Annotated in this window: 13 protein-coding genes and 1 pseudogene; 8 read left to right on the forward strand and 6 right to left on the reverse strand. The window is 71.3% G+C overall.

Annotated features, from left to right (window positions below; all coding sequences use genetic code 11):
* Window positions 1-186 precede the first annotated feature (186 nt).
* Window positions 187-990 (reverse strand): SGNH/GDSL hydrolase family protein, encoded by an 804-nt coding sequence (locus tag J4H91_RS03730; protein ID WP_341783440.1) that lies wholly within the window; start codon window positions 988-990, stop codon window positions 187-189.
* Window positions 991-1,103: 113 nt separating this feature from the next.
* Between J4H91_RS03730 and J4H91_RS03735 the strand changes: the two genes are divergently transcribed.
* From J4H91_RS03735 to J4H91_RS03745, 3 genes are read left to right on the forward strand one after another with little or no spacing between them, the layout of a single operon-like run.
* On the forward strand, window positions 1,104-1,559 hold the full coding sequence (locus J4H91_RS03735) for a GntR family transcriptional regulator (RefSeq protein WP_208044913.1): 456 nt from the start codon (window positions 1,104-1,106) through the stop codon (window positions 1,557-1,559).
* A gap of 13 nt (window positions 1,560-1,572) precedes the next feature.
* Window positions 1,573-2,508 (forward strand): ABC transporter ATP-binding protein, encoded by a 936-nt coding sequence (locus tag J4H91_RS03740; RefSeq protein WP_208044914.1) that lies wholly within the window; start codon window positions 1,573-1,575, stop codon window positions 2,506-2,508.
* Window positions 2,509-2,519: 11 nt separating this feature from the next.
* Window positions 2,520-3,233, forward strand: a complete 714-nt coding sequence (locus tag J4H91_RS03745; RefSeq protein WP_208044915.1) for a hypothetical protein — start codon at window positions 2,520-2,522, stop codon at window positions 3,231-3,233.
* Window positions 3,234-3,315: 82 nt separating this feature from the next.
* Here the strand turns inward: J4H91_RS03745 and J4H91_RS03750 are convergent, their stop codons facing one another.
* Both J4H91_RS03750 and J4H91_RS03755 read right to left on the reverse strand, forming a co-directional pair.
* A complete protein-coding gene (locus J4H91_RS03750; RefSeq protein WP_208044916.1) occupies window positions 3,316-4,581 on the reverse strand; it encodes an acyltransferase family protein in 1,266 nt (421 codons plus the stop codon).
* 121 nt (window positions 4,582-4,702) lie between these two features.
* The gene (locus J4H91_RS03755; protein ID WP_208044917.1) at window positions 4,703-5,290 is read right to left on the reverse strand and encodes a MarR family winged helix-turn-helix transcriptional regulator; all 588 of its coding nucleotides are present in this window, start codon (window positions 5,288-5,290) and stop codon (window positions 4,703-4,705) included.
* A 138-nt stretch (window positions 5,291-5,428) separates the two neighbouring features.
* Between J4H91_RS03755 and J4H91_RS03760 the strand changes: the two genes are divergently transcribed.
* The 5 genes and pseudogenes from J4H91_RS03760 (at window position 5,429) to J4H91_RS03780 (ending at window position 12,231) form a co-directional block, all read left to right on the forward strand.
* Window positions 5,429-6,571, forward strand: coding sequence for a polyprenyl synthetase family protein (locus J4H91_RS03760; RefSeq protein ID WP_208044918.1), 1,143 nt, complete (start codon window positions 5,429-5,431; stop codon window positions 6,569-6,571).
* A pseudogene (locus tag J4H91_RS15955) lies at window positions 6,568-7,571 on the forward strand (phytoene/squalene synthase family protein). The gene J4H91_RS03760 and the pseudogene J4H91_RS15955 overlap by 4 nt, the downstream one beginning before the upstream one ends.
* Window positions 7,568-9,229, forward strand: coding sequence for a phytoene desaturase family protein (crtI, locus tag J4H91_RS03770; RefSeq protein ID WP_208044920.1), 1,662 nt, complete (start codon window positions 7,568-7,570; stop codon window positions 9,227-9,229). The pseudogene J4H91_RS15955 and the gene crtI overlap by 4 nt, the downstream one beginning before the upstream one ends.
* 124 nt (window positions 9,230-9,353) lie before the next feature.
* Complete coding sequence (locus tag J4H91_RS03775; RefSeq protein WP_208044921.1) at window positions 9,354-10,952, forward strand: SDR family oxidoreductase; 1,599 nt, start codon at window positions 9,354-9,356, stop codon at window positions 10,950-10,952.
* A gap of 28 nt (window positions 10,953-10,980) precedes the next feature.
* Window positions 10,981-12,231 (forward strand): cytochrome P450, encoded by a 1,251-nt coding sequence (locus tag J4H91_RS03780; RefSeq protein ID WP_208044922.1) that lies wholly within the window; start codon window positions 10,981-10,983, stop codon window positions 12,229-12,231.
* Here J4H91_RS03780 and J4H91_RS03785 read toward each other — a convergent pair.
* Genes J4H91_RS03785 through J4H91_RS03795 form a run of 3 tightly spaced genes read right to left on the reverse strand, consistent with a single transcriptional unit; the run spans window position 12,197 to window position 14,505 of the window.
* Window positions 12,197-13,849, reverse strand: a complete 1,653-nt coding sequence (locus J4H91_RS03785) for an FAD-dependent oxidoreductase (protein ID WP_208044923.1) — start codon at window positions 13,847-13,849, stop codon at window positions 12,197-12,199. The genes J4H91_RS03780 and J4H91_RS03785 overlap by 35 nt on opposite strands.
* Window positions 13,824-14,159: a lycopene cyclase domain-containing protein gene (locus tag J4H91_RS03790; protein ID WP_208044924.1), complete on the reverse strand. Its 336-nt coding sequence runs from the start codon at window positions 14,157-14,159 to the stop codon at window positions 13,824-13,826. The genes J4H91_RS03785 and J4H91_RS03790 overlap by 26 nt, the downstream gene beginning before the upstream one ends.
* A complete protein-coding gene (locus J4H91_RS03795) occupies window positions 14,152-14,505 on the reverse strand; it encodes a lycopene cyclase domain-containing protein (RefSeq protein ID WP_208044925.1) in 354 nt (117 codons plus the stop codon). The genes J4H91_RS03790 and J4H91_RS03795 overlap by 8 nt, the downstream gene beginning before the upstream one ends.
* Window positions 14,506-14,549: the final 44 nt, after the last annotated feature.

Consider the following 14,549-nt stretch of genomic DNA (forward strand, 5'->3'; position numbering starts at 1 on the left):
CCGGGGTGCGTGCGCGGTCGCGGCGGTGGATGATTCCACCCTGGCGTCTCCCACGTCCCCGCCGCATCATCCCGCGGTACCATTTCCGCTCATCCCGCAGGATGATTCGGGAAACCCCGAAGACCCCGCTCCCGCGGCGCGATCCCCGTCCGCGTGGCGCTCTGCGCGGTCGGAGCATTCGGGGAGCTAGCCTCGCGCCAGCACCTCGACCCAGGCCGGGTGCTTCGCCGTGCGGCCGTCGCCGCTCGAACGGCCGGTGAGCCTCCGCCGCACCCACGGCACCACGTGCTCGCGGGTGTAGCTGAGCTGCTCCCTCCGGGTGGGGCGAGGGATCGCCTCCGCCTCGAGCACCCAGTCGGCGGGCGCACCGTAGCCCAGTGCGCGCAGCACGTTCGAAGCGACGCGGCGGTGCCCGACCGGAGCGAGGTGCAACCGATCGGGCGACCAGTACTGGCGCCCCGCGAGCTCGGCGTCGCTCCAGTTGTCGGCGAAGCGGATGCCGAGGCGCTCGGCGATCCCTCGCGCCTCCCGCACGAGCGCATCGCCCTTGCGCCGCACGCGCTCGCCGCCGGGAAGGCCCGCCGTGGGATTCGCGCCCGCGAGCAGCAGCGGCTCGGCGCCCGCGTCCGCGATGCGGCGCAGTGCGCGTTCGGTCTCCCGGCTGATCCAGGCGAGGTCGGTGCCGGGCCGCAGCATGTCGTTGCCGCCGCCGTTGAAGCTCACGAGCGTGGGGCCGAGTGCGAGTGCCGGTTCGAGCTGTTCGGCGATGATGGGGGCGAGCAGCCGGCCGCGGATGGCGAGGTTCGCGTATTGCACGGGCTCGCCGGTCGCGTCGGCGAGGCCCTGCGCGACGAGGTCGGCCCAGCCTCGCACCGAGCCGTCGGGCCGTTCGTCGCCGACGCCCTCGGTGAAGCTGTCGCCGATCGCCACGTAGCGGATCGCCCGCTGCGTCGGGTCGACGCCGCCCCGTGCCGAATCGGTCTGCCACACTCCGCTCACCCCCTCAGCCTACGCGCTTGTGCGGGGCCGATGGCGGGCGGGGTTGACATTCGCGGCGGGGGTGCATAGGTTCATTAGTGAAGTAATGAACCAGGGAGGCTCAGGTGTTCGACGACACGCGACCGATCTTCCTGCAGCTCGCCGATCGCATCGCCGACGACGTGCTGCGGGGGGTCTACGCAGAGGAGCAGCAGGTGCCCTCCACCAATGAGCTCGCCGCGTACCTCCGCATCAACCCCGCCACCGCGGGCAAAGCGCTGAACCTGCTGGTCGAGCGGGGCGTGCTCTACAAGCGGCGAGGGATCGGCATGTTCGTCGCAGACGGAGCGCGATCCCTCATCGAAGAAGAACGCCGTCAGGCGTTCGCCCGCAAGTTCATCGCGCCGCTCGCGGCTGAGGCCAGGGCCCTCGGCATCGGCCCGGAGGACCTCGTGCGGCTCGTCGAGCAGCACGCCGCGCAGCAGGAGTCGTCGACGCAGAGCCGGGCGGAATCGCGGGCCGAGCAGCCCGCGCCGGCCCAGCCCTCGCCCGACCGGCACTCGTCACAGACCGCACAGTGAAGGAAGCAGAACAATGACCGCATCAGTCATCGAAACGCGCGGCCTCACCCGCCGCTACCGGGGAGCCGCGGCCCTCGAGGACGTCACGCTCGACATCCGCGAGAACGCGATCACGGGCCTGCTCGGCCGCAACGGCGCGGGCAAGACCACGCTCATGTCGATCATCACCGCGCAGGATCGGCCCACCTCGGGCACCGTGAAGGTGCGCGGGCGCGACCCGTTCGAGCGGGCGGAGACCATCGAGCAGATGTGCTTCGTGCGCGACAACCAGCGCTACCCCGACGACTACAAGCTGAAGCACGCCATCCGAGCGGCGGCGATCTTCTACCCGAACTGGTCGCAGGAGACCGCCGACCGGCTCATCGAGCTCTTCCGCATCCCGACGAAGCCGATCATCAAGAAGTTCTCGCGCGGCCAGCTGTCGTCGCTCGGCATCGTGCTCGGCCTCGCCTCGCGCTCGGCCGTCACGTTCTTCGACGAGCCCTACTTGGGCCTCGACGCGACGGCCAGGCACATCTTCTACGACGAGCTGCTGCGCGACTACGCGGCGCATCCGCGCACCATCATCCTGTCGACGCACCTCATCGATGAGATGGACCGTCTGCTCGAGCGCGTGATCGTGCTCGACAGGGGTCGCGTGGTGCGGCACGCCGACGTCGACGAGCTGCGCGGCGGCGCCTACCAGGTCGCGGGCCGAGCGTCGGCCGTCGATGATTTCGCGAGGGATCGCCGATCCCTCGCCCGTCGCACCATCGGCGGCCTCGGCACCGCCGTCATCGAGGGGACGCTGCGCGACGGCGACCGCTCGGCCGCCGAGGCCGTCGGCCTCGAGATCACCCCGGTGTCGCTGCAGGACCTCGTCGCGGCCTACGGCGTCGGCGACGCGGAGCCGCTGGACGGCCCCGCCGATCCCTCGCCGCTCGTCGAGCCGGCCGCCGCCCAGAAGTAGAGGAGAAGATCATGAACCGCATCGTCAAAGTGTCGAGACTCCACCTCAACAAATGGGACACCTTCGTGCTCGTGCCCGTCATCATCCTGGGCATCGTGATGGTCGTCTCGATCATCATCGCGCTCGCCATCCAGAGAAGCATGGGCCTCGAGCCGAGCTCGCCCGAGTACATCGAGGGCGCGCGCTGGAACCAGAGCATCATGTGGGCGCTGCCCGGGTTCCTGGTCTACTACGGCGTGCAGGCGGTCGCCACCACCTACCCCTTCGGGCTCGCGCTCGGGGCGACCCGTCGCGACTTCATCCTCGGTACCTTCCTCGCCAATGCGCTGCAGTCCGCCTACGTCGCGGCGCTCATGCTGGTGCTGCTCGGGCTCGAGATCGTCACCGGTCACTGGTTCTTCGGGGTCTACGTGCTCGACGTGAACCTGGTGGGCGCAGGCAACCCGTTCGTGCTCGGCGCCGCGGCATTCGTCGGCACGCTGTTCTGCCTCACCGTCGGCGGGGTCTTCGGAGCCGTCTGGGTGCGCTTCGGGCCGAAGGGGCCCGCAGTCATGGGGCTCGCGATCGGTCTCGCGCTCGCGCTGGCGCTGCTGATCATCGCGCCCAGGCTGGGCGAGATCTTCGCCGCGATGACGGGAGGGATCCTCGCGCTCGGGGCCGCCGTCGCCACCGCGATCGCGCTCGTGGGCACCTGGTTCGCGATGCGGCGCGCGTCGGTGCGGTAGGGATCCATCGCCGTCGCCGGCCCGTCGGCTCGCCCCTCGGCGGGTCGGTGGGCCGCCGCTTGCCGCTCGGCGAGTCGAAGCGTCAGCGGAAGGTGCGTCCGGAGGCCCTGCGGCCCGGCCCGCCCGCTGTCAGCCAGGCGATCGCGAGCGCCAGCAGTGCGATCGCCCCGGCCGTGCCCGGCACCAGATATCCCCGGGTGAGCACCCAGCCGACCGATGCCACGATCGCCGCCGTTGCGAGTACCGCGGCCCACAGCGGCATGCGACGATCCCTCTCCCGCGGCCACAGTCGCTCGATCCGCGGCACCACGGTGCACAGCAGGGCGAGCACGGCCCCGATCGCGAGGATCCAGGGGACGCGCGTGAGCCACCAAGCGGCTGAGAGCGGCTCGGGGAAGGGCACCCCGAGGGCGAGCTGCGCGCCCACGACGATGCCCATCGCGACCGTGTGCCAGAGGTAGATCGTCATGCCGAAGACGCCGAGCGCGCCGACCACGAGCATCACGCGGGGCCTGCGCACCACTGCGCGGATCGTCGGCTGCAGCAGCGTGAACAGATAGACCTGGGCGAGGCCGAGCAGCAGGAGCAGCACGGTCGGCGGGTTCAGATTCACGAGCATGTCGGGGGAGTAGCCCATGCCGAACACCGCCACGCACATGAGCCCGTAGGCGGTGACGGCGAGCACTACGAGCAGCGGGCGGGGGCGCTTGGCGTACCAGCCGTCGCGCACGCCGAAGCCGAGCTGCTGCACGAACAACCATACGAACAGCCAGTTCAGCGCGGCGATCGGGACGTCTGCGAAGCGGCTCAGCAGATCGATCGCGACGGCGGCTCCCGCCAGCCCGAAGTAGGTGGGCCAGGCCGCGATGCGGTGCAGCTTCGCCATGAGCGGCACGAACGCGGTGCAGATCGCGTAGACGGCGATGAACCACAGCGGCTCGGCGAGCCGGAACGCGAAGGTGCGCAGGAACTCGGCTTCCGCCCCGCAGAGCGCCATCGCACCCAGCACCGCGAGCACGCCCAGCATCGCCGGCAGCACGGGGCGCGCCAGGCGCAGCGCGCGCACGCGCAGGTACTCGCCCGCGGTGCCGCCCCGTCCTCGCAGGCGGCGCCAGGTCGTGATGCCGGCGAAACCGCCCGCGATGAAGAACGTCGGCATGATCATGCCGACCCAGGTGATCCAGACGAGCGGCTGCCAGTGCGCGAGCGCGTTCGAGGCGCGCGGCGGGTCGCCCGAGATCCCCATCTGCAGCGCGTGCAGCAGCACGACGATCGGCAGGCAGAGCGCGCGCACGGCGTCGATCGACAGATCGCGGTCGGGAGGGATCCTCGGAAGCTTCGTCGCCACGAGACCACTGTAGGGGAGGTGTCGCTCGGAGCGAGGGAACCCGAGACCCGAGCGCGTGGGAGGTGCCGCACGGTCGGCGGGAAGGCGCCGGGATGCACGGGCTGTGCCCGAAGCGCCGCGTCTACCGGTCGTCGGCCGGTGCGCCCCAGACCGGGCCGTCGGTCGAGAGCTCGCGGGTCATGTCCTCCAGGAAGCCGATGACGGTGTCGCGCTCGTCGGCCGTGAGGCGCGCCGCCGCGTGGAATCGGTTCGCTTGCTGCCGCCCGACGCTCTGCATCGCGGCACGCTCGGTCTCGGGCGTGATCTCGACGGCGATCGCGCGCCGGTCGAGCGGGTGGATGCCGCGCCTGATGTGCCCCCCGTGCTCGAGGCGGTTCAGCAGCTTGGTCGTCGAGGCGGGCGAGATCCCGAGGTGGGCGGCCAGCGCGCCCGGTGTGGCCACGCCGCCCCGGTTCTGGGCCACGATGAGGTAGTGGAGCGCGCGCATCTCCTTCGCGCTGAGCTTCATATATCGCTGCGATGCCTCGGTCAGGCGGCTCTCAGCAGCGCGCAGGTCGGACAGCGCCTTCATGAGGCGACCGATGTGCGAGACCTCCGCGGCCGACATGCCGCTGCGGTCGATGAGCTCGCTCCGCGGGTCGCTCGAATCCACGTCGTACAGCGAATCCGACACCGGGTCGGACGGCGCTCCAGCCTCAGGATCAGCCATCTCCACATCCCAATCTGAGTAACACGCGTCTCTTGAATATTAAACCCTTGGAAAATATTTGCAAACGTTAATAATATTGGGCGAAAAGGTCGGTCGTCGTTCGGTAGACGTCCGATGCAGTTGGGTGGGAGGTGGACGATGGTCGTCGGGACGAAGAGCCCCGAACCGCGGACGGCGAGCGCCGTGGTGGCTGAACTCGACCGGTTCTTCTCGAGGAAGATCCGGGATGCCGAGACGCGGGGGATCTGGCTGGCGCAGCTCTGGGAATCGGCTCACCGTTGCGCGCGTGGCGGCAAACTGGTGCGCCCGCGCATCTTCCTCTCGATGGTCGAGGCGCTCCGAGCGGGGACCGTCTCGTCGTCGAACCCCGATGCGGTGCGGGACGCTCGCGTGCACGAGACGCGGATCGCAACCGCGCTCGAGCTCCTGCACTACAGCTTCCTGCTGCACGACGATGTCATCGACGGCGACCTGGTGCGGCGCGGCGAGCCGAATCTCATCGGTGTGCTGGCGGCTGCGCCGCCCGATCCGTCCTTCGCCGGCGCTCCCACCGCCCCGCTCTCCGACGCGCAGCAGCGGCGCCTGCACTGGGCGCGCAGCAGCGCCGTGCTCCTCGGGAACCTGCTCCTCTCCGAGGTCCACCAGATCTTCGCATCGCTCGAGACGGATGAGGCCAGCCGCTCGAGGCTGCTCGAGCTGCTCGACACCGCCATCACCGACTCTGTGGCGGGGGAGCAGCTCGACGTGGGCCTGTGCGACGGGATCATCCCCTCCGAGCTCGGGACGATCCTCGAGATGTGTCGGCTGAAGACCGGAACCTACACCTTCGAGCTGCCCCTGCGCGCCGCCGCGGTCGTCGCGGGCGCGCCTGCCGAGCTCGAGGCGGTGCTGGCCAGAACCGGCCGGCTCCTCGGGCTGGCCTTCCAACTGCAGGACGACCTCCTGTCGGTGTTCGGCGATCCTGTGCTGCACGGCAAGGACGCCTTCTCCGACATCCGCGAGGGGAAGGAGACCGCGCTCGTCTCGTACGCCAGGCGCACCTCGAGCTGGGCGCGCATCGCGCCCTCCCTCGGACGCGAGACCCTCGACGAGGCGGACGCGAGGAGCGTCGCGGCGGAGCTCGAGGCGTGCGGGGCGCGCGCATTCGTGGAGGAGGCCATCGAGGAGACGCTCACCCGGATCCACCGGGAGGCCGGACCGGATGGCGACGCCTCGGTGCCGGAAGCGGTCTCCGCGGTCGTCCTGGGCATCGCTGTCGAACTGCGGGGGCGCACCTCATGAGCGCCGCGCCCGAGCCCTCGTCCCTCGAACGATACGAGGAGACCTGCCGCGCCGCCGCTGCGGCGGTGATCAGTGCCTACTCCACCTCCTTCGGCGTTGCGACGCGGATGCTCGGCCGGCGTCACCGCGCGCACGTCCGCAACATCTACGCCCTCGTCCGCATCGCTGACGAGCTCGTCGACGGCGTCGCGGCCGAGCGCGGCATCGGCCCGGGGGGGCCGCCGGAGCGGGGCCCCCCCCCCGCGGGCCCGGGGGGCAGTGGGGGGGGGGGCGGGGTCGGACGCCCGGCGCCGGGCCCGCGGGGGGCTCGGGCCGGGGGCCCCCGGGGACGCTCCCCCCCCGACTCGAGGACGATGTCTTCATGGCGGTCGAGAGCGGTTACAGCAGCAACCCCATCGTCGACGCCTTCGCATGCACCGTGCGCGACTGCGGCATCGAGGGCCGTCTGATCGAGCCCTTCTTCGCGTCCATGCGTACGGACATCCGCGACGATGCCGATCGCGGCCTCGTCGGCTTCGACCGGGAGCAGCACGCCGCGTACGTCTACGGCTCGGCCGAGGTGGTCGGGCTCATGTGCCTGCGGGTGTTCACCCGCGAGGAGCGGCTCGCGCCGGACGAGGCGGCGCTGCTCGAGCGCGGCGCGCGCAGCCTCGGCGCGGCCTTCCAGAACATCAACTTCCTGCGCGACCTCGCCGACGACTCCCGGCGCCTCGGGCGCGACTACCTGGGGGCTGACCGGCAGATCTCGGAGACCGACCGCCTCGCCTGGGTCGCGGAGGCGCGCGCTCAGCTCGAATCCGCCCGCATCTCGCTGCCGCTCCTCCCGAAGGACGCGCGTCGTGCGGTGCGATGCGCGCTCGAGCTGTTCGAGGAGCTGCTCGACCGCATCTCGCGCACGCCGGCCGCCGAGCTCTACACGCGGCGGATCCGGGTACCGAACGCCGTCAAGCTCGGGCTGGCGGTGCGGGCCGGTGCGCGCACGCTGCTGGAGCGGACGTGACGGCGCGGCGCGAGGTTCCGGAGTCGGCCGCTCCGGAGACGGATGCCCCGCGGGCGGTGGTCATCGGGGGAGGGATCGCAGGGCTCGCGACCGCCGTCCTGCTCGCGCGGGAGGGGTACGACGTGCGGCTGCTCGAGCGCAACGAGAGCCTCGGCGGACGCGCCGCGACGCTGTCGCGCGACGGCTTCCGCTTCGAGCTCGGACCCTCCTGGTACCTCATGCCCGCGGCTTTCGAGCACTTCTTCCGCCTGGCCGGCACCTCGACGGACGAGCAGCTCGATCTCGTAACCCTCGACCCGGCCTATCGGGTATTCCCCGAACCGCGGGGCGGCGATCGCGAGCCGCCTCTCACCGTCCCGCTCGGCGCCGAGCGCGTGCGACAGAGCTTCGATCGGCTGGAGCCGGGCGGAGGTGCGGTGCTGCAGCGCTACCTCGCGTCGGCGTCCGAAGCCGCCGAGTTGGCCGAGCGGTACTTCCTCTACAACCCGTTCACGAGCCTGCGATCGCTGCTCGACCGGCGTCTGCTGAGGCGGTTGCCGCGCGTCCTCAGGCTCCTGTTCACGCCGCTCGACCGATTCGTCGCCGCACGTTTCGCGCACCCGGTGCTGCGCCAGGTGCTGGGCTACCCCGCGGTATTCCTCGGCACCTCGCCGAGCGCGGCCCCGGCCGTCTATCACCTGATGAGCGAGCTCGACCTCGGCGAGGGCGTGCGATATCCGATGGGCGGATTCGCCTCGGTCGTCGCGAGCCTCGAACGGCTCGCCACAGCGGCCGGGGTCACGATCACGACCTCTGCGGAGGCGGAGGAGATCCTCACGGAGCGGCCGGGGGCCGCCGTGGGCGCGGGCCGCTTCCGCCGCCCGCGCTTCCGCCCAGGAGTCACCGGAGTGCGATGGAGGGATTCCTCGGGCGCGACCTCGGTGGCGCAGGCCGATGTCGTCGTCTCGGCGGCCGACCTCCACCACACCGAGACCGAACTGCTGCCACCAGCGCTCCGCAGCTATCCGGAGCGCTGGTGGACACGGCGGGTGAGCGGCCCGGGGGCGATCCTCGTCCTGCTCGGGGTGCGCGGCGAACTCCCGGAGCTGCCGCACCACTCGCTGTTCTTCGCCCGGGACTGGACCGAGAACTTCGACGCGATATTCGGCGGGGATCCACGCATCCCCGAGCCGGCCTCGATCTATGTCTGCAAACCGAGTGCGACCGACCCTGACGTGGCCCCGGTCGGGCACGAGAACCTCTTCGTGCTGGTGCCCGTGCCGGCCGACCGCTCCATCGGGGAGGAGACCGTCCAGGCCGGGGGCGATCGTGCGCCCGACCCGCGTCTCGCCGAGGTCGCGGACGCGGTGGTCGACCAGATCGAGCGCTGGGCCGGTGTTCCCGGCCTCCGCGAGCGGGTCGTCACCCGCACGGTGCTCGGACCTGCCGATTTCGTCAGGGAGTACCATTCCTGGCGCGGCGGCATGCTCGGGCCGGCGCACACGCTCCGGCAGAGTGCGATGTTCCGCGCCCAGAACGAGTCCCGCCGGGTGTCCGGCCTGTTCTACGCCGGGGCGACGACCGCCCCCGGTGTGGGCGTGCCGATGTGCCTCATCAGTGCGGAGCTGGTGCTGAAGCGGATCCGCGGGGACCGGAGCCCGGGACCGCTGCCGGAGTGAGGATGCGAACGCGTCGGAGGCGAGCACTGGAGGCGCATCTGTCAAGCCCTCGGGCGGACATCGGCCTCGCGTGGACGGCGCGGGAGGCGCCCGCGTAGAGTGACGCGAAGGAGAGGGGTGGAGGATGGCGGATCGCGGCGACCTTCCGGACCACGAGGCGGTGCCGAGCGCGCCGACGGGGCGCGAGGAGGAGTTGCGCGCTCCGCGGTCCGCCGACGGGATCACGCCGCTCGTGCTCGTGCTCGGCGCCACGGGCTACATCGGGGGCCGACTCGTCCCCCGCCTGCTCGCCGGCGGTTACCGGGTGCGCGCCCTCTCGCGGTCGCGGGATCGCATCGCCGCGATGCCGTGGTCGGATCGCGTGGAGATCGTGACCGGCGACGCCGCCGACGCCGATGCGGTCGGACGAGCCATGAGCGACGTCGACATCGTCTACTACCTTCTGCATTCGATGGCGGGCGGATCGAGATTCGAGCGGCTCGACCGGGACATAGCCCGCAACGTGGCCGCGCGGGCGGCCGAGAGCGGCGTGCGCCGCATCGTCTATCTCGGCGGGCTGCACCCCGACGGCGTCGAGCTTTCACCCCACCTGGCCTCACGAAAGGAGGTCGGCGATATCCTCCTCACGTCCGACGTGCCCGCACTGGTGCTGCAGGCAGGCGTGGTGATCGGCTCCGGCTCGGCCTCGTTCGAGATGGTGCGCCATCTGACGGATGTGCTGCCCTACATGCCGGCGCCGAAGTGGGTGCGCAATTTCATCCAGCCGATCGCGGTGCGCGACGTGCTCCACTACCTTCTCGCCGCAGCGCGGGTGGACCCCGCCCTGAACACGGCGCTCGACATCGGCGGGCCGGATGTGCTGCGGTACGGGCAGATGATGAACGGCTACGCGCTCGAGGCCGGCCTCGGCCAGCGCCGCATCGCGTCGCTGCCGGTGCTCACCCCGAAGCTCGCCTCCCACTGGGTCGGTCTCGTGACGCCCGTGCCGAGACAGATCGCGCGGCCGCTGGTCGAGTCCCTGCAGCACCCCTGTGTGATGAGGGATCACGCGGTGGATCGGATCATCCCGCCGCCTCCGGGCGGGCTTACGGGGTATCGCGAGGCCGTGCGACTCGCGCTCGGACGGATCGAGCTCGACGAGGTCGAGACGAGCTGGGTAGACGCGAGCGTGCCCACAGCACCGAGCGAGCCGCTCCCCAGCGACCCGGATTGGGCCGGTCGCACCGTATTCACCGATATCCGCAGGCGTCGTACCCCAGCCCAACCCGATGCGGTGTGGGCGGTGGTCTCGAAGATCGGTGGCGCGAACGGGTGGTACTCGGCCTCGGTGCTCTGGGCGCTGCGCGGATGGATGGACCGGCTCGCAGGAGGTGTCGGGCTGCAGCGCGGCCGACGCAGCGCCTCGCGGGTGGCCGTCGGCGATGCCATAGACGTGTGGCGCGTGGAGCACGTCGAGCCGGGGCGGTTGCTGCGCCTGCGTGCGGAGATGCGGGTGCCGGGCCAGGCCTGGCTGGAGCTCGGGGTCGAGGCGTCGGGCGAGGGCGCCGAGTACCGGCAGCGCGCAGTGTTCTTCCCGCGCGGGCTCACCGGCAGGTGCTACTGGCTCTCGATGCTGCCGTTCCACGGCCTGATCTTCAGCGGCATGGTGAACCGCATCGTGGCGCTCGCCGAGGGCGACGAGGCTGGCACCCGCCCTGCTCGCGATCGGCGGCGAACACGGTGAGGATCCGGCGAACGGGTACGCTCGGTCCATGAGCACGGCAGGGAATCGGCCGCCCGGACCCGAGGGCCGTCGGGATCGGTGGATCGAGGCTCCGCCCGCCGACCCCGGGGCGGGCGACGCGGGGGGAGTCGCGCGCGTGCGCACGGTCGCCGCTGCCCGCGAACTGCTCCGGGCGAAGGGTCGCACGACTCAGGCGGGCTTCACCGCCGAGCGGATCCCCCGCCGTCTCTTCCGGCGTCGGCCGATCCTCATCGACGACGGACCCGAGCACGATGCGCACCGCAAGCAGCTCACGAGGTTCTTCGCCCCCGCGAAGCTCGGCGAGCAGCACGGAGCGTTCATCGAGCAGGCCGCGCGCGAGGCCGTGCAAGCGGCGCGGTCGCGCGGAGGATGCCTGGTCGATGAGCTCGCGCTGCACTACTCGGTGCGCGTCGCATCGCGCATCGTCGGTCTCACTCACGCACCCGTCGAGCGCCTCGCCACTCGACTGACCCGCTTCTTCAGGCAGCCGCCGGTCGACCACACGAAGCCCGATCACGGGCGCACCCGCGCTGAGTGGGCTCGTGCGGCGCGCGACGCCCTCGGCCCGCTGCTGGCGCTCTACGTCCGCGACGTGCGGCCCGCCATCCGCGCGCGGCGGCGCCGTCCCGAAGCCGACATCATCAGCCACCTCCTCGAGCGCGGTTACCGCTCCGGCGAGATCCTGGTGGAGTGCCTCACCTATGGGACGGCGGGGATGGTCACCACACGGGAATTCATCTCGGCGGCATGCTGGCATCTCATGGAGCGCGCGCCGCTGCGCGAGCGCTACCTCGCTGCCGAGGCGGTCGAGCGGCACGCCGTCCTCGAGGAGATCATCCGGCTCGAACCTCCCGTCGGCCACCTCTATCGCCGCGTGCGCGCCGCGGAGGACTTCTCGTGGACCCAGGGATCCCGGGACGGAGCGCCGGACGGCTGCCCGTTCCAGCCCGGCACGCTGGTCGACATCGACGTGCGGGCCGCGAACCTCGACCGCGAGGTGTTCGGCGCGCATCCCGAGCGCATGCGCCCGGAGCGGGAGCTTCCGGCGGCCGACCGCGTCGGGCTGAGCTTCGGAGACGGCGCCCACCGCTGCCCCGGCTCCTCACTGGCGATGCTCGAGACCGATGCGCTGCTGCTCGCCCTGCTGCGGGCCCAGCCCGTCATGCGGACCCCGCCGGCGGTCGAATGGGACACCCTCATCGAGGGCTACCGTCTCAGAGGGTTCAGGATCGAGTTCCGCGACGCAGCTTCCTCTTGATGCGCCGCGCGGCGCCCGGCCAGTCGTGCCTGGCTCGCGTCGGCACCGACCACAGGTCGTGCCCGGCGACACCCCACTCCCGCAGCAGCTCGTTCGCGGCCGTCCAACCCGTCGTCGCCGCGCGCTCCATGAGCGCGATCGGCAGTGCGCTGCGCACCCAGTCCCCGGCGAGCTTCACCGTCGATTCCGGGGTCGTCACCTCCGGGCGCTCGTCCCACGGCTCGGTGCCGACGAGTGCGCAGTCGCGCTCGACGAGCAGCTCCTCATGCACGATCGAGAGCCGACGCGTCTCCGGGTAGACGCGGCCCAACTCCTCCCTGAGAGCGCTGCGGAGCGCTTCACGGTCGACGCCGTCGGCTCCGACCGCGCCGTTCGTCCCGTCGAGCGCGTAGGCGTGGAGCTCGAGCACGCTGCCGTCGTGCGCCTCGGCCCAGCGGCGGGCGCCCTCCTCGTAGCGCTCGAGCACCGTGACGTTGTCGAGCGGCCCGAAGCCCGCGGTGCCGAGGAACGCGGGGCGCGCGGCCTCGACGGGGGCGTCCGTCCAGATGCGCCAGACGGCGAACGGCGGCGCGAGGCGCACGTCCGACATCCGCCTGCGCCAGACCGAGTCGCCGAGATCGGGCGACGCGGCGACGATCCGCGGCGTCGCCGCGGGTCCCGCCGCGAGCACCACGCCGTCCGCGGCCAACCGCGAGCCGTCGTCGAGCACGACGCGCCACTCGCGCCGCGCCGGATCGGCGAAGGGGGATCCCTCGCCGTCCGTACCCGCTGCCGCACGGTTCGCTGCGGCGTCGACATCGCCCGATTCGCACTCCACGCGCTGCACCTCGGCAGTGATGCGCTCCACGCCGAGCCGCTCGAGCGCGGCGCCCAGCGGCCCCCAGAGCGTGCGGTCGAAGTCGTCGCGCGGCACGTCGAAGAGAAGGCCCTCGGCCGAGCCGAGGAAGTAGCTGTGGAACATCGCGATGAGCTCGCCGGCCGAGAACTCGCGCGGATCCGCGAAGAAGCTGCGGGCGAACACCTCGAGCGCGAGGTGTCTCGCACGATCGGGGAAGCGGAGGCGGTCGAGGAACTCCGCGGCGCTCACGCCGTCATGATCGCGGAAGGTTCGGGGGAAATCGACATCCAGGAGCGAGAGCGCGGCGTCCAGATCGACGCGCGAGAGCCCGGCGAGGGAGAACGTGCGGCTGCGCGCGACGAACGAGATGAAGTTCCACGGCGGAGTGCGGGGGATCGCGGCGAAGGAGTCCCGGTCGCCGTTCGAGCTCAGCACCGGATAGTCGTCGACGGGGACGAGCAGCTCGTGCGGATCGCCGGCCCGCGACAGCAGCGCGCGCAGGTTGTAGTACTGGCGGAAGAACGCGTGGAAGCCCCGGCTCATCGTCACGGCGCCCGACTCCGACTCGACCTTCCACGAGCGCACACGGCCTCCGAGCTCCGCCGCCGGCTCGATCAAACGCACGCGGACGCCGCGCTCGGCGAGTCCGAAAGCAGCGGCGAGACCTGCGATTCCGCCGCCGACGACCGTCGCGGTGCGGGGGACCGGGGGGAACGGGGCGCCGGGCGCGGCGGGCAAGCGCCTCGCCAGCGGGTCACGCCCCGGCTGCTCGACCGTCATCGGCCTCGTCCTTCCGCCCCGTGCGCTTCCAGACGATGATCACGAGCGTCACCATCGCGAAGCCGAACCCGAAGTCCTCCACCGGGATATCGAAGGGCCAGCGAACGCCGAGCATACGATCCGGATCGTAGATCACGATCGGATCGGACAGCTTGGTCAACCAGCCGTCGACGAGCACCTGGAACCCGAGCACGATCGCCATCGAGATCCAGTACTGCCAGCTGCGGAAGACTCCGGTGCGCAGCCACAGCAGCTCCAGGAGCACGACGACGATCATCGTGACACCCGTCGCCAGAGTGTACTCAGGCATCGTCGTCCTCATTTCGCAGTGCCGCCCTCGCGCCTCGGAGCACCGTTCCGACCGCCTCGAAGGTCAGCACGGCGCAGACGGGGATGACGATGAAGAAGACGAGTTCCTCGAGCGGCAGGCCGAGGGGGAGGAGGACGCCCGTCGTATAGCGCTCGCTGTAACTCCAGAAGTCGAACCGGATTGCGATGATGTCCCAGATCGAGAAGACGACGGCCGTCGCGGCCACGGCCTGCACGAGGCGGATCGGCCGGCGGTAGACCCTGGCCCGCAGCAGCCACTCCAGAGGGAGCGTGATGGCGAGGCACGCGGCCATCAGCAAGAGGTACTGGAAGCTGTCGAAGCCCATCGTCTCACTCGTTCCTCGCCGGGCCGCGGCGGTCGGCGCCCTGC

Origin of the sequence: Leucobacter ruminantium, from assembly GCF_017565705.1 — a bacterium.
Lineage (GTDB): Bacteria > Actinomycetota > Actinomycetes > Actinomycetales > Microbacteriaceae > Leucobacter > Leucobacter ruminantium.

What these genes read in the sequence shown, in the direction of transcription:
- J4H91_RS03795 (WP_208044925.1), bottom strand. Translation starts at nt 14,505, where the DNA reads ATGGGCTTCGACAGCTTCCAGTACCTCTTGCTGATGGCCGCGTGCCTC.
- J4H91_RS03740 (WP_208044914.1), top strand. Translation starts at nt 1,573, where the DNA reads ATGACCGCATCAGTCATCGAAACGCGCGGCCTCACCCGCCGCTACCGG.
- J4H91_RS03790 (WP_208044924.1), bottom strand. Translation starts at nt 14,159, where the DNA reads ATGCCTGAGTACACTCTGGCGACGGGTGTCACGATGATCGTCGTCGTG.
- J4H91_RS03780 (WP_208044922.1), top strand. Translation starts at nt 10,981, where the DNA reads ATGAGCACGGCAGGGAATCGGCCGCCCGGACCCGAGGGCCGTCGGGAT.
- J4H91_RS03785 (WP_208044923.1), bottom strand. Translation starts at nt 13,849, where the DNA reads ATGACGGTCGAGCAGCCGGGGCGTGACCCGCTGGCGAGGCGCTTGCCC.
- J4H91_RS03745 (WP_208044915.1), top strand. Translation starts at nt 2,520, where the DNA reads ATGAACCGCATCGTCAAAGTGTCGAGACTCCACCTCAACAAATGGGAC.
- J4H91_RS03755 (WP_208044917.1), bottom strand. Translation starts at nt 5,290, where the DNA reads ATGGCTGATCCTGAGGCTGGAGCGCCGTCCGACCCGGTGTCGGATTCG.
- J4H91_RS03760 (WP_208044918.1), top strand. Translation starts at nt 5,429, where the DNA reads ATGGTCGTCGGGACGAAGAGCCCCGAACCGCGGACGGCGAGCGCCGTG.
- J4H91_RS03775 (WP_208044921.1), top strand. Translation starts at nt 9,354, where the DNA reads ATGGCGGATCGCGGCGACCTTCCGGACCACGAGGCGGTGCCGAGCGCG.